We start from the raw sequence: 22,667 nt of genomic DNA on the forward strand, positions 1-22,667 counted from the left end.
CCGGGGTGCCCGCCCAACGCTGCCGAGGGTGCAGTCGGCGGCAAGCGCAATCCCTGGCACAAGTCTCCGGCCGCGCCGGGAGGAGGATCGGCACCCCGATCCTCACTCCACCACGGGGATGTCGATGACGACCCCTCCCAGTTCGGTGCGGATCAGCTCAGCAGCCGAGTACTGGGGGGTCTCGACCGCCTCCGAGTCCCACTCCGAGGCGGGCAGATCCTCATCCTCGGGAGGCTCCTGCTCGACATGGTGGGACATCTCACGGATGCCCTCCTTGGCGCGCTGGCTCCACCTGTGGCCGGCCGGAGCAGCGTCTGCGGGCCGGCTCACGGGGCCGGAACCGGCCGGCGCACGATCCGCACCGTTCGAGGCGGGCCGGGCCGAGCCCGCACCGCTTCGATCCGAACCGTCCGCGACGCCGGGAGCGCCGGAATCAGACCCGTCAGGCTCGTCAGCGCCCGGCCGGAGCGCCTCGTCCCGGCCGGGCTCAGAAGGGTCCGGCGGAGCCTCACCCGATGGACCGGGCCACGATGAGCCTGGAGCCTGGTAGTCGTTGCGGGACTGGCCGGGATTGTGAGGGGCGGAACCGCCCCGGCCTCCCGAACCTCCCTGGCCGCCCTGATCGCCTGGTCCGCCGGGACCACCCTGGGGTCCGCCGCTCGGACCTCCTCCGGGACCATCCAGTATCGGGTCGAAGTCCAGGTCGACACCCAGCACCTCCACCACGGCGTCGTGCAGCACCTTGGAGTGCGGCCCGGAGGCGAACATGTCGAGGGCCCCCGGATTGGCGAACCCGATCGTCGCCCGCCGACCGTGCACCTCGAGGATCTGGGCGTACTGGGTCAGCACCATCCAGATCACCCGGCCGTGGTCCTTGACGACGTCGAGCACCCGCGGCCACTCGCGCCGCAGCATCGATATGTCCACCTGACCTGGGCCGGCCCCTTGCGGGGCCGATGCCTGCGGGGCTGGGGACTGGGGGCCCGGCTGATCTGCCGGTCGCTGTTCGCCGCTCTGACCCGAGTTGCCGCTCGTCTGCTGGGGAGCCGGGGGCTGCGAGTCGGGAGCGGGCGATGGCGGGGAGGCCGGGGGTCGGGAGCCCTCCACCGGCGGCTCGGCCGACTGGGTGGAACCGGATCGGTAGTTGCGCTCGCTGGGCCGGGGACGACGCCTGGGCCCGGGGCTGGCGGGGCGACGTTGCGAGCTCGGCTGCTGGGCCGGGCGCTGAGGTCCCGCCTGCGCGTTGCCCTGCGGCGCGTTGCCCTGCGACACATTTCCCTGCGGGGATCCGGCCTGCGGGCTCCCCTCCTGCGGTCCCGAGTGCGCGTTTCCCTGCTGGGGACCGGTCTGCGGGCTGCCCTGCTGGGGAATGCCCTGCTGAGGAGCCGATGGCCCGCCCGACTGCTGGGAGGGTGGCCGCCGGCCCTGTCGCGGACCGGACTGCCCGGCCGCCTGCTGGGAACCGGGCGACTGCGTCGGCTGCCCGGGGGAATCCGCCCCAGACGGCGTCTCCCCCGTCTCGACCGCTGCCCCGGCCATCCCCACCCGACGCTCCAACCGCTCGAGCCGGGCGTTGTAGCCGCGTTCGCCAGAGTCGGAACTGGGCAGCAGGACCCGGGAGCACATCAGCTCCAGGTGGAGCCGCGGAGCGGTGGTGCCGCGCATCTGGGTGAGCCCGGTGGCCAGCACCTCGGCGGCGCGGGTCAGCTCCCCCGACCCCATCCCGGCTGCCTGGTGACTCAGCCGGGTGGCCTGTTCGGGGGAGGCGTCGATGAGCCCGGTGGAACAGGCGTCGGGGACCGCCGAGAGGATCACCAGGTCGCGGACCCGGCGCAGCAGATCCTCGGTGAACCGCCTCGGATCCTGGCCGATCTCGATGACCTTGTCGATGGTGGCGAAGACCTCGTGGGCGTCCCCGGCGGCGAAGGCGTCGACGATCTGGTCGAGCAGCGCGTCAGGGGTGTATCCGAGCAGCGCCGCGGCCCGGGAGTAGGAGACGCCGTCGGCCTCGGCCCCGCCGAGCAACTGATCGAGGACCGACAGGGAGTCCCGCACCGACCCGCCGCCGGCCCGGACCACCAGGGGCAGCACCGACCGCTCGACGCGGATCCCCTCCTGCGAGCAGATCTTCTCCAGATAGGAGATGAGGATCTTCGGGGGGACCAGCCGGAAGGGATAGTGGTGGGTCCGCGACCGGATGGTGCCGATGACCTTCTCCGGCTCGGTGGTCGCGAAGATGAACTTGACGTGCGGCGGCGGCTCCTCGACCAGCTTCAGCAGGGCGTTGAAGCCCTGCGTGGTGACCATGTGGGCCTCATCGATGATGTAGATCTTGTATCGCGAGGAGACCGGCGCGAAGAAGGCCCGCTCTCGCAGGTCACGGGCGTCCTCGACCCCGCCGTGGGAGGCGGCGTCGATCTCGATGACGTCGATCGAGCCGGCCCCGCCGCGGGCCAGATCCCGGCACGACTGGCAGACGCCGCAGGGGTTCGGCGTGGGCCCCTTCTCGCAGTTCAGCGCCCGGGCCAGGATCCTGGCGCTGGTGGTCTTGCCACAGCCGCGCGGCCCGGAGAACAGGTAGGCGTGGTTGACCCGGTTGTTGATGATGGCGCGCTTGAGGGGCTCGACGACGTGATCCTGACCGATCACCTCGTCGAAGGTGTCGGGACGGTAGCGGCGGTAGAGGGCCAACGGGGGTTCACCGTCGTCCTGCTGGGTGGCGGGGATCGCCTCGATGTGGCCGCGGGTGCTGGCTGAGTCGGGGTCGTGCTGGCCGGCGTCGTCTGAATCGGGGAGGTCAGGCTCGACGTCGACGGGCGGTTCGTCGATCACCAGCTCCTCGGCGGCCGCCAGCTGTCTGACGGCCTCGAGGTGCTCGGAGGCCTCGTCGCTCTCATCTGCCGGGGACTCGGGGTCGTCGGCGACCTCGTCGGACTCCAGCCCATCGGGCTCCTGGGGTGTCTCCGGACCGGTCAGCAGGTTGCCCTCGGGATCGTCCTGGTCGTCATCGTCTGTGGCCTCGTCAACCGGGGCAGACTCGGACGGCTCGGACTCTGACGGCGTCTGCCCCGCGGTGCCTTCCTCGGCCCCCGCATCGTCGACCGGATCCGGCTGGGCACCGAAGAGGTCCGGACCGTCCTGGACGTAGTCATCCTCGTCCTCCTCGGGTTCCGGGTCGCCGGACAGCGGGTCGTAGTCCTCATCCACGAACCGAACCCTAGTTGACCTCACCGACACTGCGACCCCCGGTCACAGATCCCTCATCGGAATCCGCCCACCGACCGATACCGGCCTCTCCCCTGTCAGCCGAAGAACCACAGCAGCAGGCCGACGACGGCCACGAAGCCGAAGACCCCCCAGCCGAGCATCACCGCTCCATTGACCGGATGGCCGAGTTTCTTGGCCTTGCGGTTGCACAACGTGCAGACGATCGCGGGGACCGCGAAGGCCGCCATTTCGCAGCCGAGCACGGTCAGCGACAGCCAGCGCGGCACGACGGCCTCGGAGGTGTCCAGTTGCGGATAGCCGAGATTGGCCGGCAGCAGGGTCTGAAGCATCATCCCGGCCAGTCCGGCAGGGATCACCAGAAGCAGGCTGCACCAGGTGATGCCGCTCCAGATGATTCCGGCTCGGTCTCTGGTGATGATCCGGCTCTCCGTCAACAGTCCTCCTGCAACCCCGCCCCTGCGCCTCCGGCCCTCTGGGCACCGCGGCGGCGGACATGAAAAGGGGCTCCCCGCGCACCCGGTAGAGCCAACCTACCCTTGCTACCTCTCGGTCCTGGGGGAGTTCGGTCAGGTGCCGCCGCACGGGGAACCTTCATCCAGTCTAGGGGACGCCGCGACCGCGGCCAACTCGCCGGGGCCGCCGTGCCGGACGCCATCCGGATCGCCCGGTGCCCACAATCAGCTGCGGGTGGCAGAATCGGCGTCATCTGTGGGCGGGTGGGCCCGGCGTGAGGAGGCGCGATGACCAGGGTGGACGTGTGGCTGTGGTCGGTGCGGGCCTTCAAGACCCGATCGATGGCCACTGCGGCGGTGCGAGGAGGCCACATCCGACTCAATGACGAGCCGGTGAAGGCGGCCAAGGTGGTCAAACCTGGCGACACGGTGACCATCCACACCCCGGGATGGGACCGAGTGCTGGAGGTGGTCGACCCGATCAGCAAGCGGGTCGGGGCGAAGCTGGCCGTGGAGGCCTATCGGGATCTGTCCCTGCCTCGCCCGGACTACCTGTCGGCCCCGGTGGCCCGGAGGGATCGCGGAGCCGGGCGTCCGACCAAGAAGGACCGCCGTGAGATCGAGGCGCTGCGAGGCCGGGAGAATCGGTGAGACCCTGCGGCCGGCGTGCTGCCTGATGCGGTGTCGCCCCGGGCACTGAACGATCGGCCCAAGCAGCCGGGCGAACCCGTGATTTGGCGCGGCGTCGCGCAGCCGGTACCCTCTGCGACGGAGGATTCGCCTAGAGGCCTATGGCGCTCGCTTGGAAAGCGGGTTGGGTTCACGCCCTCACGAGTTCGAATCTCGTATCCTCCGCCATTACCCTTCCAGGGGCGCAGAAGCCCTTGTCAGACGTCACTTGGATTGTCATCTGACGGCACCGGCCGGGGACTTGGCGGTGTCCGCGGACGGTCTGCGGTCCGAGAGCCACCGATGCCCTGTTCACTGTCGGGCAGCGACCGACTGCCAGCCTCACGGACCCATTGACAGCACCGCCACTCTGCAGGTGCAGGCGCCACCGCGGGAGGTGCCGGGCTCCGGGTGCGTCGGCGACCTCGAATCCCCGGTAATCCTCCGTCGGAGGCGATACTCTCAGGCCCGATGGTCTGCCCTGCCACCACCTCACCCGACACCCAGGATCCACGCCGATGACTGTGCAATGCCGAACACTCATGGACCAGGACGCCCTCTACGCCCTGAACGACTACCACATGAAGCATCACAAGCAGGCGCGCTCGACCAAGACCACGCTGATCACGGTGGGTGTGCTGTGCCTGGTGATCTTCGCCATCGGCCTGGTCTTCGACGTCATGCTGGGGTCTGGTGAGATCTGGGACCTGGATGCGTTCCCGGTGTTCACCCTGGGCGTCGGCGTGTTCATGCTGCTGTACGCAGCCTGGGGGTGGAAGAGCGCCTGCCGTCGCATGGTGCGCAAGCAGCTGGCCGCCAAGGGGCCGACGATGTTGACCTGCAACATCGCCGAGGAGGGCATCTACTCCCTCAACGAGCGCAATGGCTGCCGATCCTTCAACCCTTGGCTCACCGTTGAGTCCCTGGACCAGCAGGGACGCTACGCGATCGGCACCCTCGAGGTGGGATACCTGCTGTTCGACGCCGACGGCTTCGCGACCGAGGCCGAGCGGTGGGATTTCACCCGGTTGGCCCAGCAGCAGATGGGGCCACGGATGAAGCTGATCCCCGAGAGTCAGCCCTCCGCCTGATCCCGGGAGTCGGTTGCAGCCACCCCCGCCACACGACCACCGCCTGGGGCACGGCCACCCCCTGCCCACAGCCACTCCTGGGACAAGACCACCCCCTGCCCACAGCCACTCCTGGGACAAGACCACTTCCTGCCGCACGGCCACCTCCCTCCCCCACTGCGCAGATTGCTCCGCAGACAGGGGTCCATGCAGATGTGACTGCAGCTCCCCCCGTCTGCGGAGCAATGTGCGCACCTGTCGTGGCCAGAAGGTTGGGCTACCAGTGCCGATCGACCACCTTCAGCTCCTCCTCGGGCCGATTCCGAACCTCACTGCCGCTCACCACACCTCATTCTCCTGACTCAGCGGCGCCTCGTTCTCCCACCACTGCGCCTCCTTCTCGCGCCGATCGACGATCCTCCAGAACGGCGCCCCTCCGGTGTACTCCACCCAGGGAAGCTCGGATGGCCGATGGCGTGAGCTCAGCCGCGAACAGAGGTCGGCCAGGAAGGCGTTCGGATCACGTCTGACCTGCACCGGGGTGACGGGCATCTGGGTCCAGCCCTCAGCCGCGAACCAGCGCGCTCTCAACGTGTCCATGGCGAAGGCCATCGAGTTGTTGTGATAGGTCTCGCTGGCCACCTCCAGGGCAAGCTTCTCCGCCTCAAAGGCGGCGTCCGGGTAGCAGATCCTCCCCCTCTCGTGGCCGCTCGGATGAAGGATCAGCTTCGGGTTCCCCTTCCACCCAGTGATGCCGACGAGCCTCAGGAGCTCGTGAACCTCCAGTTCGGCCACCGACCACGGCGACTGACTCACGTAGCGCAGCACCCGGTCCATCTTGCGAGCATCCGGGTGGCATCGCAGCAGCGCTCTCGCCTGCCTCATCTCACTGACCGTCGTGATGCGCTGCTTCAACGCGGCGCAGACCGCCTCGAGGTCTCCTTGCACACCCAGCAGCAGGGCCGCTGCCGCCGGCACCACGACGGGACCGTGGCCACGGTCCGTGACGAGCTCGGGCGGCAGCTCGCAACGGCGGTAGCGCAGCCGGCCACGGTCGGCATAGGTGTACGGAAGGAGCACATCAACGTTCTGCACGGTGATCCCCTCCACCCCCTGCAGGCACAGTGCCGCACGACCCGCGACGATCGCACTCGGCCGCCACATCCAGGTCGCGAACACCCACGCCCGGTAGTCGTCGCACACCTGTGCGGACATGATGATTCCGGGCAGCGGCCGGATGGCGCGACCCGCCTTCACGGCCGCTGTCACCTGCCGTCTCGCCGAGGAGGTCCTGGGAATCCGCATGAGGGGAGCGGTCTGAAGTTCGTTGAGTGCTGTCACACTGAACTTCTCGTGGCGAGACCTCCGATCTGCCGCTGCCAGGTCAATCTGTGGAAAGAATCCCGCACCCCCGGCGCCCGGAGACTGTTCTGTGGACAACTCCTGGCCCGGGGCGTCGATCGATCCCCACGGCGCCCCTGCTGCCCGGGGCAGGCCGTTTCCGGTGGTCAGCCATCCGGCCGATCACGCCATCGGAGGCCTGTGGTCATCCCTCAGCGTGGTGTGAATCGGCCGGCAGCTGCGCACATTGCTCCGCAGACGGGGGTCCATGCAGCTGTGACTGCAGATAGACCCGTCTGCGGAGCAATTGCGCATCCAGCCCCGTCAGATCCGGGGTCTCACCGGCAGGAGGGCCCAGATCCAGGGCCCTCCCCCGACTTCAGAACCTCAGTGACTCCCGGCCATCTCGGGCTCCCGCTCGGCGGCCGAGCCGGCAACCTCAGCGTCAGAAGCCTCTCCGATGGTCACCAGGTCACGGTTCCTGGTCTCGGGGATGGTGAGGCAGGCGATCAGGGTGAGAGCCCCCATCGCCAGCAGGTAGATCCCGACCCAGCCGGGCCCGTAGGTGGTCGCCAGCCAGGTGGCGATGAACGGAGCCACCGCAGCACCCAGGATCGAGGCGACGTTGTAGGCGATCGCCGATCCGGTGTAGCGCACATTGGTCGGGAACAGCTCGGGCAGCAGGGCCGACTGGATGCCGAAGGTGAGGCCCATCAGAGCCATCCCGATGAGCATGAAGACGACGATCCGCGCGATGTCGGCGGAATCACCGGTGCCCACCCGGGCCGGATCGAGGAAGAACGCGAAGGTCAGGCCGAAGACCATGATCGCGGCGGTGGTGGTGGTCAGGAAGAGCTTGCGCCCGACCTTGTCACCGAGCCATCCGGACAGGGGAATGGTCACCGCGAAGGCGCAGATGGTGATGAGCTGCACGATGAGGAACTTGCGGTAGCCGATCCCCAGGAACCCGGCCGATGTCTTGCCGATCGCATAGGACAGGATCCAGGTCGTCATCAGGTAGAACAGCGTGTAGGTGGCCAGCATCAGGAAGGTGCCCTGGATGATCTGACGCCATGAGGTCCGGAAGGCGGTGGCCACCGGGGACTTCACAACCTGCCCGCGGGACTTCGAGATCTCGAAGGCCGGGGTCTCCTGCAGCTTGAAGCGCACGTACAGGCCCAGCGCCACGATCACCGCGGAGAACAGGAAGGGCAGCCGCCATCCCCATACCAGGAAGGTGTGATTGGTGGTGGCCGAGGTGGAGTCGTAGTTCATCGAGACGGTGAGGAAGAGGAAGAACCCGTTGGCCAGCAGGAATCCGATCGGGGCGCCCAGCTGCGGCCACATCGAGTCGAATCCGCGCTTGCCCTCGCGGGCGTTCTCACCGGCCAGCAGGGAGGCACCGGACCACTCGCCGCCCAGTCCCATGCCCTGGCAGAACCGCATGATGGCCAGCATCGCGGGGGCCCAGACGCCGATCTGGGCGTAGGTGGGCAGCATGCCGATGATCACGGTCGCCACGCCCATCGTCAGCAGCGAGGCGACCAGGGTGGCCTTGCGCCCGACCCGGTCCCCGAAGTGACCGAAGACCACCGAGCCGACCGGCCGGGCCACGAAGGCGACGCCGAAGGTGGCCAGCGAGGCCAGCAGCGCTCCGGTGGAGGTCTTCGAGTGGAAGAACAGCAGCGGGAAGACGGAGATCGCGGCAGTGGCGTAGACGTAGAAGTCGTAGAACTCAATCGTCGTCCCCACCAGGGAGGACACGATAATCCGGGCCTTGGAGTTACCGGTGGGTCTCGTCACTGCCTGTGGGGATGTGTCAATTGCGTCACTCATAGTGGTGAGAATTGTGCGCCCGTCTCTCATCGCGAACATTGAATCTCACAACTTGGACAAGGCGAGGACGCCGTAGGCTTGACACCGTGACGCTAAAGAGCAGCGACTTCACCATCCCGTCCAGCACCTACCGTCTGCAGTTCAACGCGGACTTCGGCTACGACGACGCCCGTGCGCGGCTGGACTACTTCGCCGCGCTCGGCGTCTCGCACCTGTTCTGCTCCCCGATCCTGCAGGCGGCCCCCGGCTCCACCCACGGGTACGACGTCGTCGACCACACCCGGGTCTCGGCCGAGTGCGGCGGGGAGGACGCCTTCCGTCGGCTCGCCACGGCAGCTCACGAGCGGGGCATCGGGATCGTGGTCGACGTGGTCCCCAATCACATGGCGGTGCCGACCCCGCTGTGGCACAACCGGCCGCTGTGGGACGCTCTGCGCCAGGGGCCGTCCTCGCCCTACTCGGGTTGGTTCGACATCGACGTCTCCAACTCCCTGTCTATCCTCATGCCGGTGCTGGGCGACCGGATCGGCACCGAGCTGGCCCATGACAACATCCACCTGGAGACCCGCGACATCCCGGTCGGCGACGGCACCACCACCGAACGCCAGAGCGTCGTGGTCTACTTCGACCACGTCTTCCCGGTCCGGCCCGGCACCGCGGACCTGCCTCTGCCAGCCCTCCTGGACCAGCAGTGGTACCGGCTGGCGTACTGGAAGGTGGCCAGCGAGGAGCTCAACTACCGCCGGTTCTTCGACGTCGACACCCTGGCGGCGATCCGGGTCGAGAATGACGACGTCTTCCAGGCCAGCCACGCCAAACTCATCGAGCTCTACCGCGACCACATGATCGACGGGTTCCGGATCGACCACCCCGACGGCCTGGCGAACCCACGCAAGTACCTGGAGGATCTGCGCCGGGCCACCGACGGCGCCTGGGTGGTGGTCGAGAAGATCCTGGAGCCCTCCGAGACCTTGCCCACCGACCTCGCCTGCGCCGGGACGACCGGCTACGACTCGCTGCTGAGGGTCGACGGGCTGTTCAGCGAGGCGACCGGGCTGCCGGAGCTCGACCACATCTGGGAGGCGCTGGCCGGCACCGACGAGGATCCGGCGCCGTCGTTCTCGAGCACGGTCCAAAAGGCCAAGCAGGAGGTGATCAGCGAGATGCTGTTCACCGAGGTCAACCGTCTCACCAGTCTGGCGGTCTCGGTCTGCGCCGACGACATCATGTTGCGCGATCACACCCGGCGTCACCTGCGCCGCGCCATCACCGCCCTGCTCATCGCGATGGACCGCTACCGGGCCTACATCGAGCCTGGTGTCGAGGCGCCCGATGCCGAGAAGGCCGTCATCGGCAGGGCCGCCGAGAGGGCACGGCGGGGGCTGGACGCCGACGAGTCCGACACCCTGGATCTGGTCGCCTCACTGGCCTGCGGCACCGTCGGGCCGGCCCGCGACCCCTATGCTCAGGCCGAGCGCGACGAGTTCATCACCAGATTCGCCCAGACCTGCGGTCCGGTGATGGCCAAGTCGAAGGAGGACACCGCCTTCTACCGCTACACCCGCTACACCGGCGTCAACGAGGTCGGTTCGGATCCGGATCTGGTGGGGATCTCGCTGGACGACTTCCATGACTTCGCCGGCAAGCTGGGGCGCACCTGGCCGACCACCATGACGACCCTGTCGACCCATGACACCAAGCGCTCGGCCGATGTCCGGGCGCGATTGAGCGTGCTGCTGGAGTACCCCAAGCAGTGGGAGATGACGGTCGCCGGGCTGGAGCGATTCGCTCGGCCCTGGCGGGACGAGAGGGTCGACGGGGCGATGGCCAATCTGCTCTGGCAGACCCTGGTCGGCACCTGGCGGCTGCCCGGGACCAGGGCCGGCTCCGAGCCGATCTCCTCGGAGCGGCTGTCGGGATATCTCACCAAGGCGATGCGCGAGGCGAAGCTGCACACCCACTGGACCGAACCGGATGCCGACTACGAGAAGGCCGTCCAGGAGCTGGCGGCGGCCTGCCTGGAGGACAACACCGTCACCGCTCTGCTCGACGAGTTCACCTGGCACACCTTCGCCGCCCAGCGGGCCGCGATCCTGGGGCGCAAGCTGATCCAGCTGACGATGCCCGGGGTGCCCGACTGCTACCAGGGCTGCGATCTCATCGATCTGTCCCTGGTGGATCCCGACAACCGCCGCCCGGTGGATCTGGACTACCGCGCAGAGCTGCTGTCGCGGCTGGCGCCGGGGTCCTCCGATGCCCTGAGCGGGGTCGATGAGGCCGAGAAGCTGGATGCCGAGAAGCTCCTGCTGACCTCGTCGGCGCTTCGGTTGCGCAAGTCTCATCCCAGTGCGTTCCGGGAGGATGACGCCGACTACCGCCCGGTGGCGACCACCACCGGCCATGCGGTGGCCTTCGCCCGGCTGGAGCGCGGGGCCGATGAGGTGACCTCGATCACGGTGGCGACCAGGCTGGCCGGAGTGCTCGCCGAGCGTCACGGCTGGGCCGACCACAAGGTGGTGCTGCCCGCCGGGAGGTTCCGCGAGGTGTTCACCGGCCGGGAGCTGAGTGGCGGCCAGCTGTCTCTGGCCGAGCTGATGACCACCCTTCCGGTGGCCCTGCTTGTGCCCTCCGAATGACTCCGGGGGTCAACCTCGGCCCCGCGCACTTGACACTCCCCATGCTTCAAATCGACTGGCCCCTGTTACTCCACGGCCTCGCCTCTTGGCAGATAAACACCACAGCTAATCCTGGCGACGGCGACTACCTCGCACCGGAAATCCTCTCGGGCATGAAGGTCTCTAGCCAATCATCCACAAGCGACCACACCCTGCGCTCCCCACGTACCTCCCATGGACAAGTGCTCCGAACGCCCAGAACCGTCAAGCAGCCAATCCCGCCGAATCCCTTACTAAGAAATTCATAAGTATGTAGACTCTTCGGGTTTGGTCTGGAAGAATGGAGCATGCGCGAGAATGACGGGCGGAAGCTCGACCACAAGACCTTGGAGGTCCTCCGGGTGAGGGCTGTGGGCCAGGTGGAGAAGGGGGCCCGAGTCGAGGACGTCGCGGCGGCTCTGGGGCTGAACCGTTCAAGTGTGTTCAAGTGGGTGGCGGCCTACCATGCGGGAGGCAAGAAGGCCCTGAAGGCACGTCCGGTGCCGGGCCGGCCCCCGAAACTCTCGGGCCTCCAGACTGAGGAGGTCTACCAGATCGTGGCGGGGACTAACCCGGACCAGCATCAGCTGGACTTCGGGTTGTGGACCCGTGACCTGGTCCGTCAGATCATCGCCACACGGTTCGGCGTTGAACTGTCGCTTCCGTCGGTGGGCCGGCTGCTGCATAAGCTGGGCATGTCGCCGCAACGGCCCTTGCACCGGGCCTGGCAGTCCGACCCGCAGGCGGTGGCCGAATGGCGCGAGAGTGTGTATCCGGGGATCGCCGCCGATGCCAGGAAGAACGGGGCGGTGGTCTACTTCGGCGACGAGGCCTCGGTGCGCTCGGACTATCACGCCGGCACCACCTGGGCCCCGATCGGCCAGACCCCTGTGGTGAGGACCACCGGGGCCCGGTTCAGTGTGAACATGATCTCGGCGGTCTCGGCGCAGGGCAGGCTCCGGTTCTCCATCGTGGACGGCACGATGAACGCCACCAGGTTCCTGGACTTCTGCCGCCGGCTGCTGCGTGACGAGGGCAGACCCGTGGTGCTGATCGTCGACGGGCACCCCGCCCACAAGGCCAGGAAGGTGACGAAGTGGGTGGAGGCCACCGGCGGCCGGTTCACCCTGGTCCACCTGCCGGCCTACTCCCCGTTCCTCAACCCTGACGAATGGGTCTGGAAGAATGTCAAGGCCGACCGGGTCGGCAAGCACGTCATCACCGGGCCCGACCAGTTCAAGGCCCTCGTGATCGCCGGCTTGCGCCGCCTCCAGCGTCTGCCCGCATCGTGCGGGGCTTTTTCGCCGACCCGAGCCTGGACTACATCAAAGCGGCCGCCTGACCCCGCAAGGAATGCCGGTCCCATGTATTCCCTGCAGTCTACCTACTAACGATAGCCTTAGTAACCCTCGAGTCGACCGCGCGTTCACTCTCCCCTGAGAAGCTTCCCAGCTGAAATGATCGGTGCTGTCAACACGACGTCATTGGGTACAAGAAGGGGCGCCTACCTGCAGGAAGCCGATTTCTCGCCGGCAGAATCCAGTGAGCGGCAGTCAGTGGCGGGGTCGTCATCGCAGTCAAGATCAAAGCTGCGATGCGATACCATCATGCGGGGTGCCCGTCCGGCCCCCTTCACGTCAGTTCGCCAACGTGATGACGAGGAGCGAGATCGGCATGAAAGGAACTCTCTTGTTCGAGAACTCGGAGAGGGACCTAGGTTCATGACACGGGACACCAGCATCGACATTGCCAAGGGTATTGCCATCATCGCGATCGTGCTCGGTCACGTTCTTCGTGGACTCAATTCCGCTGGCATGATCGTCGACGAAGTCGCGTTCACCCGTTGGGACAATGCTCTGTATTCGTGGCACCTGACTACATTCGCGTTCCTCTCTGGGCTGTTCGTTGCACGCAGCAGCGAAAAATCGGGCACCTCGGCATACCTGAGATCCAGGATTGGGAACTTTCTCTGGGTCTACGTCCTCTGGTCTCTTATCCAAGGCATAGTCAAGATCGCTGCGGCAGGCTCTGTCAACTCCCAGACATCTCCGCTCGACATCTTGGCCATCTGGCGACCCGAAGGGCAGCTGTGGTTCTTCCCTTGGATCATTGTTGCCACAATATTGGCCACAATGATCCGGCCATGGATCCGCCCCCACGGATTCATCACCATCGCGTGCTCTGCAGTCGTGGCCGTAGGTCTGTGGGGCTATTCTGGGCCAGTCATCGGCCTCCAGGGACTCGCCCTCTACGTGTTCTACTTCGCTGGCACCATCATGCAAGCCGACACCTACCAGCGCATGAAGATCCGGTGGTACCTTACGCTCGGAGCAGCAGCCTTCTACGCGACGCTCATTGCGGCTGTCTCCTTCACCCCTCCTACGACAGGATTTGAGAACCGCGACGTCATGACGGTGGCCGCAGGCCTCCTAACCACCGCGGCAGGTGTCACCCTCGTGCTTGGCGTGTCCAAGACGCTCGCCCCAGTCCGGCAGACTCTGTGGCTCAGCATCCTCGGCAGGCGCTCTCTTGAGATCTTCACTGCACACATTTTGTTCACTGCAGGAGCACGCATCATCCTCTCGAAATTTGGTCTGCACTTCCTTTCCGTTCAGGTATTGGCGGGGGTCATGTTCGGGCTCGTTGGTCCCCTAGTACTGGTCTGGATAATGCAACGGTGGACGCCAGCCAAGCTCCTCTTCATGGCCCCACGTGCCATAACCCACAAGTCTGAGCACGGTCTGTTGACTCAATAATCATGCAGTCGGCCAACCCCACCAGCCGAAGCCAGCAACAGGCGGTTCTGCAAGGCAGTCGTTGAGAGCTGGAGCCTTTCTATGTGGAAGTCCGGGGAGCAGCGTTGTCCAGCTGCCACTTGGCCATTCCACCGTTACGGTGGGGGCATGGCACCGCGCAACTACGAGCAGATCTCCGTCTGGGCTCCGACCGCCTCCCGCGTCGACGTCATCCTGGACGGCCGGCGGCTCACGATGGCGGCCGTCCGAGCCGCTTCGGGCATCCCAGCCGTCACCACCAACGGCTGGTGGGTTCTGCCCAAGGCGGTGCGTCCCGGCCAGCGCTATGCCTTCAGCATCGACGGCGGCGATCCGCGACCCGACCCGCGCTCACTGCTGCAGCCCGACGGGGTTCACGGACCCTCGGAGGTCTTCGATCCGACAGCCCAGCCACCCGCCGCCACACCCCCGGGCATCGACCTGCGGGGCAAGGTCCAGTACGAACTCCACATCGGCACCTTCACACCCGAGGGCACCTTCGACGCCGCGATCGGCCACCTCGACGAGTTGGGCGCCCTCGGCGTCCAGGCCATCGAGGTGATGCCAGTCGCCCAGACCCCCGGCCACCGCAACTGGGGCTATGACGGCGTCGACCTCTACGCCACCAACGCCGACTACGGCGGCCCGGCAGGCTTCATCCGGTTCATCGGGGCCGCCCACACCCGCGGCATCGGCGTCATCCTGGACGTCGTCTACAACCACCTGGGACCGGAGGGGAACTACCTCGCCGAGTTCGGCCCCTACTTCAACCCCGCCCACGAGACGCCGTGGGGCCCGGCGGTCAACCTCGACGGGAAGCATGCCGGACCGGTCCGTGATTTCCTGATCGGCAATGCCCGCCAGTGGCTGGTCGATTTCGGCCTGGACGGCCTGAGGCTGGACGCCGTCCACGCCCTGCTGGACGACTCCGATCGGCATTTCCTGGCCGAGCTGGCCGACGCGGCCGCCGGCTGGTCGGCCGAGATCGGCAGGCCGTTGACCCTGATCGCCGAGTCCGACCGCAATCAGCCGGCCACCGTCCACCCCGCCGGCGCGAGCCCCGATGCCAAGGGGATGGCCATGCAGTGGGCCGACGACGTGCACCACGGCCTGCACGCCTTCCTGACTGGGGAGGGCCAGGGCTATTACGTCGATTTCGGGACGCCGGAGATCCTTGCCAAGGCGTTGACAAGGGTCTTCGTCCACGACGGCGGCTGGTCGACGTTCCGCGACCAGACCTGGGGAGCGCCCGTCGACCCGCACAGCCCGCACTACGACGGACACTCCTTCGTCGTCTTCCTGCAGGATCACGACCAGGTCGGCAACCGGGCAGCCGGCGACCGGATCGGTCACAGCACGCCCCCGGGGGCCCAGGCGGCCGGCGCCGCGTTGTATCTGCTGAGCGTCTTCACCCCGATGATCTTCATGGGCGAGGAGTGGGCGGCCTCGACTCCCTTCCCCTACTTCTGCGACATGGGCCCCGAGCTGGCCCCGCTGGTCACCGAGGGCCGCAGGAGGGAGTTCGCTGAGACCGGCTGGGCAGGCGAGGTCCCCGACCCGGAGGATCCGCAGACCTTCGAGTCGGCCAAACTCGACTGGGCCGAGCGCGCCGAGCAGGGCCATCACCGGATGCTCGAGTGGTACCGGACGCTGCTGGGGCTGCGCCGCGAGATCCCCGAACTGATCGACGCCGATCTGTCTGACATCAGAGTCGAGGTCGTCGATGACGACACCGTGGTGATGATCAGGGGCGAGATCGCCGTCATCGCCAGCAGGGCGGACCGGGTCATCGAGGTCGATCTGGCCGAGACCCTGGGCAGCGATGTGGAGGTGGAGGGCCTGGAGGTGCTGGCCGCCTGGGACACCGCCGAGGCCGACGGCCCGGCGGTGACCTTCCAGGGGCCCGGTGCGACCGTGGTGAGGGACCGCTGAGGCTGTCGGCAGCCCATCCGGTTTGGTCCGACCGCGTGGTGTCCCTTATCTTGACGCCATGTCGACTGCCCATCGCGCCCCCAGCAGGGTGCGACTGTGCCGTGGGATCACTGCGGGCTACCTGGTCCTGATCGGCCTCGCGGTGCTGACCCCGATCAGGCAGCAGGCCATCGCCGTCAAGCGCATGACGGGAGTCCGGTTGCAGGGCGGGGCATCGCATCCGGCGATCGATCCGGTCGTGCTGGGCGATGTGGTGCTCAACATCGTGGGGTTCATCCCGCTGACCCTGCTGCTGTCGCTGGGGTGGCCCAGGGTCAGGCCGTACGCGTGGGCGGGGGTCTGCCTGTTGGTGAGCATGGCCTGCGAGGCGCTCCAGTTGATACCGGCCCTGAACCGTCGGGCCGATCTTTTCAACATCCTCGAGAACGGATCCGGGGCCTTCACCGGGGCGTGGATCGCGGTCCAGATCCGCCGCCTCAGCGTCGGACAGGTGGTGGCATCGGTACCGACGGCGCAATCTGACGCGGTCCCCGCACACCGGTGAACCTGTCCCACGAGGCGCGCTTGCAAGGGGACATCTCCAGTGACGCTGCTACACGACTGTTGCAAATAGCTCGTACTGTGAACCCGTGACTCCCCCGCGCGATGGTCGGCTCGACCAGCAGGCACCCCAGCAGTGGGCACCCGTGCGCGAGAATGCCGATTGGGAGTCCACCGCACCGATGCCGAGAAGCCAGGCGACGCCGGTCTACCCGTCCATGCACACCGATCCGAGTGCGAGCTCCGACCAGCAGGACGCACGCCAGAGCCACCAGGACGAGCCCTCACGCCGCAACGTCGGCAGTAGCGCGGTTCTCGCGAGGATGTGTGCGCTGTTCTACCTGCTGCTGATCGGCGTGGCGGTGCTGATGCCGGATCCGGCGTTGATCGCCAAGCTGAAGCTCAAGGTGGGCCATCTGGTCCAGCGGATCGCCCACCACATCACCCAGGTGCCGGCATTGTCGGTAGGCGACGTCGCCAGCAACATTGCAGCCTTCGTCCCGGTGACGCTGTTGCTCGCACTGGCCTGGAAGCGGGTCCCGCTGTGGATCTGGGGGGTGGTGGGCACGGTGATCAGCATCAGCGCGGAGATGCTGCAGCTCCTGCTGCCCCAGATCCACCGCCGTCCACTCTTCTGGAATGTCGTCCAGAACTCCTTCGGAGCCTGGATCGGGGTCGCCATCGCCGCGGTGTGCTTCCAGTTCGCGGGGCTGCGCTCCCGCGAACATCTGTGAGATCTGTTGTCCCCAGTGCTGGTGACAACAATAACTAAACCCTGGGCAGCCCCAAAGGCCTCAGATCTCAGCTGAGCTCCCCTCCACTGCTGCAACGATCTGACCCACGGCGGCCTGTATCTCAGCCAGTGCCCGGTCGTAGTCCTCCGGGGCCCCGCGGTACGGATCGTCGATCACCAGACCCGGCCCGGCCCGGAATCGGCCACGCTGCATTCCGGCGAGGTCCATCAGGATCTCAAGCCTGGACTCATCATCGAGCCGCGCCGGCCAATTCACCTCACCCGACCCGCTGAGGAATCCACAGATCAGCGCGAACTCCCTCAGCGTGTAGGTGCGTCGCAGAGCAGCCGGCACCCGTCCCAGAATCCAGCTGCGCTGATCGGTGTCCATCGTGAGCACGAGATCAGCACCAGAGATCAGTGCCTCTGTGGCCTGCCGTGCCTCATGCGGCCCAGCAGAAACCCCAGCACGGCCAAGGGCATCCATCATCCCCCCGCCGATATCAGAGCCCACCACGGCGCCGACTCCGGCACTGGCCACCCTCACACCCCCACGGTCCAGACCGGCAGCCAGCAGCTGCGCCGCCACCGGAGAGCGACAGATGTTCCCGGTGCAGACGACCAGAATCTCGAAGGTCATGGCTCCAGTATCGGGGCAATGAGCTGCGAACAGCCACACGACGCCGCACGGCGGCTTCCGCGCAGCCCTCCAGCCCCCAGGACGGGGCTCAGGCAGACCACTCGATCTTGCGAGCCAGCACCTCGACATCGCCCCAGATCTGCTCAGCAGCCACCCTGGCGGCCTCCGTGCCCTGACGGTACGGGTCAGCGATCCAGTCCTCCTCCAGAGGATCGGGCCGCTGCTGCCGCACATCCCTCACCAGATCCGACACCCGGGTCAGCGCGCGCCGCGGCTGGGAGCGCAGTACAGCGGCAGCCTGCCCCAACGCGACCACCCGCTCCAGGTGCTCCGGGTAGGACGCGGAGATCCAGTCCACATGCTCAGCCCCGAACACCAGCACGATGTCGGCATCCTTGAGGATCCGCCCGGTGAGCTGGCGGGCACGATGCCTCGACCCATCCAGTCCGAGCCGGGCGGCCTGTTGCTTCATGAGCTCATCGAGCGGGTGATCGACCAGTGCCATCACTCCCGCCGATGCGACCTGGACTCCAGTCATCCCAGACAGACGCGAGGACAGGCACACCTGGCCGAACGCTGATCGGCAGATATTGCCGGTACACACGAACAACACCCGCACCGGCCGATCGGTCCCGCCACGGCCCTGGGCGCCACCTTCGGGAGCGACTCCTGGCTGCCCGGTCAGGCTCTGGGACTGCACTGTCCTGTTGTCCACCTCGCCACCTTCACTCGAGTCCTCCGATCAGGCCACCATAGCTGGCGCATAGCACTCATTTCCCGAAGTCACGCGTCACCATCAAGCGAACCTCGACACCGCGATGCAGTGACTGAGCATTCTCAGTATTATTGTCACCGTTTATCGCTGCACTGCGATCGAGATTGTGTCTTCCGGACGGACGGACAGGAACCCCGCACATGACTCTTCGAGACTTCCTCAAGCTGACTCGGCGTCGGCTGGGAACCATCCTTGTCTGCACCTTGCTCGGTGCCGTCGCTGCAGCGGGGCTGCTTCTGGTGACGCCGACGACGTACTCGGCACAAGCAACCGCCTACGTCCGGGTGGCGATGCCGCAGACCTCCGACGGAAGCAACGACTCAGGCTCTTACGCTGCTGCAGCTCAGCTCGCGTCGCAGAAGGTGAAGGCATTCGTCTCGGTCTTCACCTCTCAGTCGGTCGCTGAAAGTGTCATCAAGGAGCTCAACCTGGACACGACTCCAGCCGAGCTCGCCGACCGGGTCAGTGCATCCAATGCGGCGAACTCCCTCACGATCGTTGTCACCGCCACAGGGGACAGTCCGGAGCAGGCGCGAAAGATCGCGGACGCGGTGGTCACGCAGTCCGCAGCCCAGGTGAAGAGCCTCGAGGGCGCGAACTCGCCGGTTCAGGTCGTCATGATGGCTCCGGCGGGCCTGTCCGAGATCACTAGGACGCCATCGCCTGCCAAGTACCTGGCCATCGGAATCCTCGCCGGCCTTCTCATCGGTTTTGCCATCGCCTTTGCCCGCCAGCACTTCGACACGCGTCTTCGTACCGCTGACGACATCACCGACCGTTTCACTGACCCAGTGCTGGCAGTCCTTCCGCAGTCCAAGGGGATCGCGCGCACCGACGCCGACTCGAACGAGGACTTCCAGTCCGCAGAGTCGCTGCGCAAGCTCCGTACCAACCTGCGTTACGCCAATGTCGACCACCAGGCCAAGGTCATCCTGGTCACGTCACCCCTTCAGGGCGATGGCAAGTCCTCGGTGGCAGCAAGCCTGGCCAAGGTGATGGCCATCGCCGGTGACGACGTCATCCTCGTTGACACCGACCTGCGCCGTCCGAGCGTCGCCGAAACCTTCGCGCTACATGGCCCCCTCGGGTTGCTGCAGGTGCTCGTCGGGTCAACGAAGCCGGAAAATGCCTTGCGCCGCACCAAGATCGACGGCCTGTCGATTCTACCCGCCTTCGACACTCCCCCGAACCCGTCTGACCTACTCGGCTCGGATCGGATGACTGACCTGGTCCAGGAACTCTCCAAGAATCACACCGTTATCCTCGATGCTCCCCCGGTGCTCCCAGTCACGGACGCTGTTGTGCTCTCGCATCTGGCCGATTCGATCGTCGTGGTCGTTTCTGCTGGGCGTACGAGGGCCGAACAGCTCGAGCACGCCGTCGAGTCGATCGAGCGCGGCGAAGGCAAGATCTCCGGCATCGTGCTGAACCGGGCGTCGTCCACTAAACTCTCCCGGCTGCGATACGGGGATGCGGAGTACGGCTATGAGTACGGCTACTCCCAGTCTGTGTATGGAACTGAACACGATAGCCACGGCGTGAAGACGCCAGACTCATCGGTCCACAGCAGCGCCGCCCGCCACGCACAGAGTGACGGACAGCACGCTGACAGTGGACTAATAGATAATGATGGCCAGTTAGGGCTGAGAGACGCGGCCGAAGAAATCTCCGAGACGCGACGGATGCCCGTGGTCGCCTTTGCTAAGTCCGAACACCTTTCGCTTTCCAGCGCCCAACCTGACCCGAACGACGAGTTCATTCACGAAGAGGCGGGAAGACGTCGCCTGTGGCGCGAGAGCCCCAAGCGTTCATAGGTCGGTCGGTCACACAACAAGGTTGCCAGGCTGTGAATTCTCACCATAGGATCAGAATAGTTGGGCGTCAGGCTCGAGTTCTCGAGCCGGGACTTCATACCACGGAGCGCCGGCCCAGGGGCCGTTTCTCTACAACCGGTTTACGAGGTGGATACGCATGACGACTGACCAGCTCACCGTTGACTCGCTAGCTGACGGTTCTGCCAAGGCAGCCCAAGGTCACCAGTTCCGACGTCAGACCCGGGAGCCGGCTTGGGGTAAGACTTATCGCAAGGTGCTCATCGCTGGCGACTTCGTAGCCATCACAATGGCGATTCTGATCTCAATGGTTCTGATGACACCGAGCGCAGAGGCACTCGTTGGAGCAAACGGCGTGGGTCTGCCGTACACCGCGGTGGCCGCAACGCTGGGAGTCGTGTGGCTGCTTGCGCTCAGCGCAGGCGGCTCCAGAAACCCCTGGATCATCGGTGCCGGCGTCGAGGAGTACATGCGAGTTTTCAAAGTGAGTCTGTACGTCTTCGGCGGCATTGCGATCGCGTCATACATCCTCAAGGCCCAGTTCGCTCGCTCTCTGTTCATCTCGCTGCTGCCAATCGGCGTGCTCCTGTTGCTGTTCTGCAGGTGGCTGGCCAGAAGCTGGATCAATAGCACCCGCCTTCACGGCAAGAACCTCACGTCTTGCGCCGTGGTGGGCCCGGCAGAGCAGGTGGAACGCGTTGTGGGTGATCTCAAGCGGCACACCGATGCCGGCTTCCAACCGTTGGGTGTGTGCGTGGTCGACAACGAGGACGAGCCCACGATCGTCCACGGCATTCCGTCCTACACAGCCAACCAGTTGTTGGGAACGGCAGCCTCGACCACATTCGACGCAGTGATCGCCACTGAAGGCCTGCCGGAACAATACCTGCGCAAGCTCGCGTGGAACCTCGAGGGTTCCTCGACGTCACTAGTGGTCACCCCGAGAGTGATGGACATTGTCGGCCCGCGCGCCCACTACACCGACGCCCCTGGGGTCTCCCTCATCCATGTCGATATCCCGACCTTTTCAGGCTGGAAGTACGCCGTGAAACGGGCCTTCGACATCATCGTCTCGATCATCGCTCTCATCCTGCTCTCTCCGATATTCCTGATCACCGCGATCCTCATCAAGCGTGAGGATGGTGGACCGGTGATTTTCCGCCAGCAGCGAGTGGGCCAAAACGGAGAACCGTTCACCATCCACAAGTTCCGGTCGATGAGCGTCAACGCCGAGTCGAAAATCCAAGAGCTCATCGACGAAGCCGGGGGCCATGCGCTATTCTTCAAGCTCGATCATGACCCACGGATGACCAAGATCGGTGCGACACTGCGCAAGTACTCAATCGACGAGCTGCCGCAGTTCTGGACTGTTCTTAAAGGTCACATGAGCGTGGTAGGCCCCCGACCCCAGATGGCCCGCGAGGTGGCTGAGTACACTCCGGCATACAAGCGCCGCCTGCTCACCAAGCCCGGCATCACAGGTCTCTGGCAGATCTGCGGGCGTTCTGACCTGTCTCCTGAAGAAGGAATGCGACTGGATCTACGATACGTCGAGAACTGGTCGCCAATCTCTGACATCATCATCGTCACCAAGACCGTGGCCACCATACTGAAACCGGAGAATGGGGCGTACTGAAGCGTTTCACTGTCAAGGCCGGGGCCGAATCGCCCGCTTTGCGAGCAACTCAATGTCCCTCCTCGACCTTTTCAGTCCAAACTTGGACGCTTGCCGGATCTTCCGGATCTAGAATCGAGTTGACTCTTCGCAAATAAGGGGTTAAGTGGCTCTTCAGGATCCAGGGTGTAGTCGGGGTCTGAACCCTCCGGTCTCCAGGAGGCTTCGGAGTCGGTAGTGGACCTCGTTGCGGAAGCCCAGGGCGATGCCGCGGAGGTGTTCGAGTCTGCCGTTGATGGCCTCGGTGGGCCCGTTGGAGGAGCCGGGGTGGTCGAAGTAGGCCAGGATGTCGGTAGCACGTGTGGCCAGGGTGTGGCCCAGTGTGATGACCTCGGGTAGGGCCTTGGGAACCCTGGTGGCGATCGCGTTGATGAGGCGTTCCATGACCTGCCGGCCCTCGCTTGTGTTCTGGGCGCGGTAGGCGGTCACGACCTGCTGGTAGACCGCCCAGGTGACCTGGACCGGCGCGTGAGCGTCATCGGTGAACACAGTCTCCAGACCTGACTTGTTGCATTG

The 22,667-nt window shown here is 65.9% G+C and carries 16 protein-coding genes, 1 tRNA gene, 1 other RNA gene and 1 pseudogene; 11 read left to right on the plus strand and 8 right to left on the minus strand.

Features of this window, described 5'->3' with window-relative positions; all coding sequences use genetic code 11:
• Positions 1-102 precede the first annotated feature (102 nt).
• From FEZ32_RS13795 to ffs, 3 genes are all read right to left on the minus strand, one after another.
• Positions 103-3,207: a DNA polymerase III subunit gamma and tau gene (locus tag FEZ32_RS13795; RefSeq protein WP_420809249.1), complete on the minus strand. Its 3,105-nt coding sequence runs from the start codon at positions 3,205-3,207 to the stop codon at positions 103-105.
• A 95-nt stretch (positions 3,208-3,302) separates the two neighbouring features.
• A complete protein-coding gene (locus tag FEZ32_RS02740) occupies positions 3,303-3,665 on the minus strand; it encodes a hypothetical protein (protein WP_138679842.1) in 363 nt (120 codons plus the stop codon).
• 59 nt (positions 3,666-3,724) lie between these two features.
• Positions 3,725-3,821, minus strand: an RNA gene (gene ffs, locus FEZ32_RS02745) — signal recognition particle sRNA small type.
• A 147-nt stretch (positions 3,822-3,968) separates the two neighbouring features.
• Here ffs and FEZ32_RS02750 point away from each other — a divergent pair.
• The 3 genes from FEZ32_RS02750 to FEZ32_RS02760 all read left to right on the plus strand — a co-directional run bounded on the left by FEZ32_RS02750 (position 3,969) and on the right by FEZ32_RS02760 (position 5,440).
• Positions 3,969-4,331, plus strand: coding sequence for an RNA-binding S4 domain-containing protein (locus tag FEZ32_RS02750; RefSeq protein WP_138679843.1), 363 nt, complete (start codon positions 3,969-3,971; stop codon positions 4,329-4,331).
• Between the two features lie 119 nt (positions 4,332-4,450).
• A tRNA-Ser gene (locus tag FEZ32_RS02755) sits at positions 4,451-4,538 on the plus strand.
• 329 nt (positions 4,539-4,867) lie between these two features.
• Positions 4,868-5,440, plus strand: a complete 573-nt coding sequence (locus FEZ32_RS02760; protein WP_138679844.1) for a hypothetical protein — start codon at positions 4,868-4,870, stop codon at positions 5,438-5,440.
• Positions 5,441-5,758: 318 nt separating this feature from the next.
• Here FEZ32_RS02760 and FEZ32_RS02765 read toward each other — a convergent pair whose 3' ends face one another.
• Positions 5,759-6,760, minus strand: a complete 1,002-nt coding sequence (locus tag FEZ32_RS02765; RefSeq protein WP_138679845.1) for a hypothetical protein — start codon at positions 6,758-6,760, stop codon at positions 5,759-5,761.
• 387 nt (positions 6,761-7,147) lie between these two features.
• On the minus strand, positions 7,148-8,512 hold the full coding sequence (locus FEZ32_RS02770; RefSeq protein WP_244937890.1) for an MFS transporter: 1,365 nt from the start codon (positions 8,510-8,512) through the stop codon (positions 7,148-7,150).
• A gap of 170 nt (positions 8,513-8,682) precedes the next feature.
• Here FEZ32_RS02770 and treY point away from each other — a divergent pair, with 170 nt between their 5' ends.
• The 6 genes from treY (at position 8,683) to FEZ32_RS02800 (ending at position 17,230) form a co-directional block, all read left to right on the plus strand.
• Positions 8,683-11,232 (plus strand): malto-oligosyltrehalose synthase, encoded by a 2,550-nt coding sequence (gene treY / locus FEZ32_RS02775; RefSeq protein ID WP_138679847.1) that lies wholly within the window; start codon positions 8,683-8,685, stop codon positions 11,230-11,232.
• A gap of 326 nt (positions 11,233-11,558) precedes the next feature.
• Positions 11,559-12,641, plus strand: a complete 1,083-nt coding sequence (locus tag FEZ32_RS02780) for an IS630 family transposase (protein WP_244937891.1) — start codon at positions 11,559-11,561, stop codon at positions 12,639-12,641.
• 330 nt (positions 12,642-12,971) lie between these two features.
• Positions 12,972-14,006, plus strand: a complete 1,035-nt coding sequence (locus tag FEZ32_RS02785) for an acyltransferase family protein (protein ID WP_175415701.1) — start codon at positions 12,972-12,974, stop codon at positions 14,004-14,006.
• Positions 14,007-14,153: 147 nt separating this feature from the next.
• Positions 14,154-15,956, plus strand: a complete 1,803-nt coding sequence (treZ, locus tag FEZ32_RS02790) for a malto-oligosyltrehalose trehalohydrolase (protein WP_138679849.1) — start codon at positions 14,154-14,156, stop codon at positions 15,954-15,956.
• A gap of 58 nt (positions 15,957-16,014) precedes the next feature.
• Positions 16,015-16,500, plus strand: a complete 486-nt coding sequence (locus FEZ32_RS02795; protein WP_138679850.1) for a VanZ family protein — start codon at positions 16,015-16,017, stop codon at positions 16,498-16,500.
• An 85-nt stretch (positions 16,501-16,585) separates the two neighbouring features.
• On the plus strand, positions 16,586-17,230 hold the full coding sequence (locus FEZ32_RS02800; protein ID WP_138679851.1) for a VanZ family protein: 645 nt from the start codon (positions 16,586-16,588) through the stop codon (positions 17,228-17,230).
• A 60-nt stretch (positions 17,231-17,290) separates the two neighbouring features.
• Here FEZ32_RS02800 and FEZ32_RS02805 read toward each other — a convergent pair whose 3' ends face one another.
• Both FEZ32_RS02805 and FEZ32_RS02810 read right to left on the minus strand, forming a co-directional pair.
• Positions 17,291-17,869 carry an arsenate reductase/protein-tyrosine-phosphatase family protein gene (locus FEZ32_RS02805; protein WP_175415702.1) on the minus strand — a complete coding sequence of 193 codons (579 nt, stop codon included), beginning with the start codon at positions 17,867-17,869 and terminating at the stop codon, positions 17,291-17,293.
• Positions 17,870-17,957: 88 nt separating this feature from the next.
• The gene (locus FEZ32_RS02810) at positions 17,958-18,584 is read right to left on the minus strand and encodes an arsenate-mycothiol transferase ArsC (protein WP_138679853.1); all 627 of its coding nucleotides are present in this window, start codon (positions 18,582-18,584) and stop codon (positions 17,958-17,960) included.
• Between the two features lie 200 nt (positions 18,585-18,784).
• Between FEZ32_RS02810 and FEZ32_RS02815 the strand changes: the two genes are divergently transcribed.
• Both FEZ32_RS02815 and FEZ32_RS02820 read left to right on the plus strand, forming a co-directional pair.
• Complete coding sequence (locus tag FEZ32_RS02815; RefSeq protein WP_138679854.1) at positions 18,785-20,458, plus strand: tyrosine-protein kinase domain-containing protein; 1,674 nt, start codon at positions 18,785-18,787, stop codon at positions 20,456-20,458.
• A 157-nt stretch (positions 20,459-20,615) separates the two neighbouring features.
• Positions 20,616-22,112, plus strand: a complete 1,497-nt coding sequence (locus tag FEZ32_RS02820) for a sugar transferase (protein WP_138679855.1) — start codon at positions 20,616-20,618, stop codon at positions 22,110-22,112.
• Positions 22,113-22,265: 153 nt separating this feature from the next.
• On the opposite strand, the pseudogene FEZ32_RS02825 reads toward FEZ32_RS02820, so the two are convergent.
• Positions 22,266-22,658: pseudogene (locus tag FEZ32_RS02825) on the minus strand (transposase); the annotation flags it as partial.
• Between the last annotated feature and the right edge of the window lie 9 nt (positions 22,659-22,667).

It is taken from the genome of Acidipropionibacterium jensenii, assembly GCF_005890135.1.
Lineage (GTDB): Bacteria > Actinomycetota > Actinomycetes > Propionibacteriales > Propionibacteriaceae > Acidipropionibacterium > Acidipropionibacterium jensenii.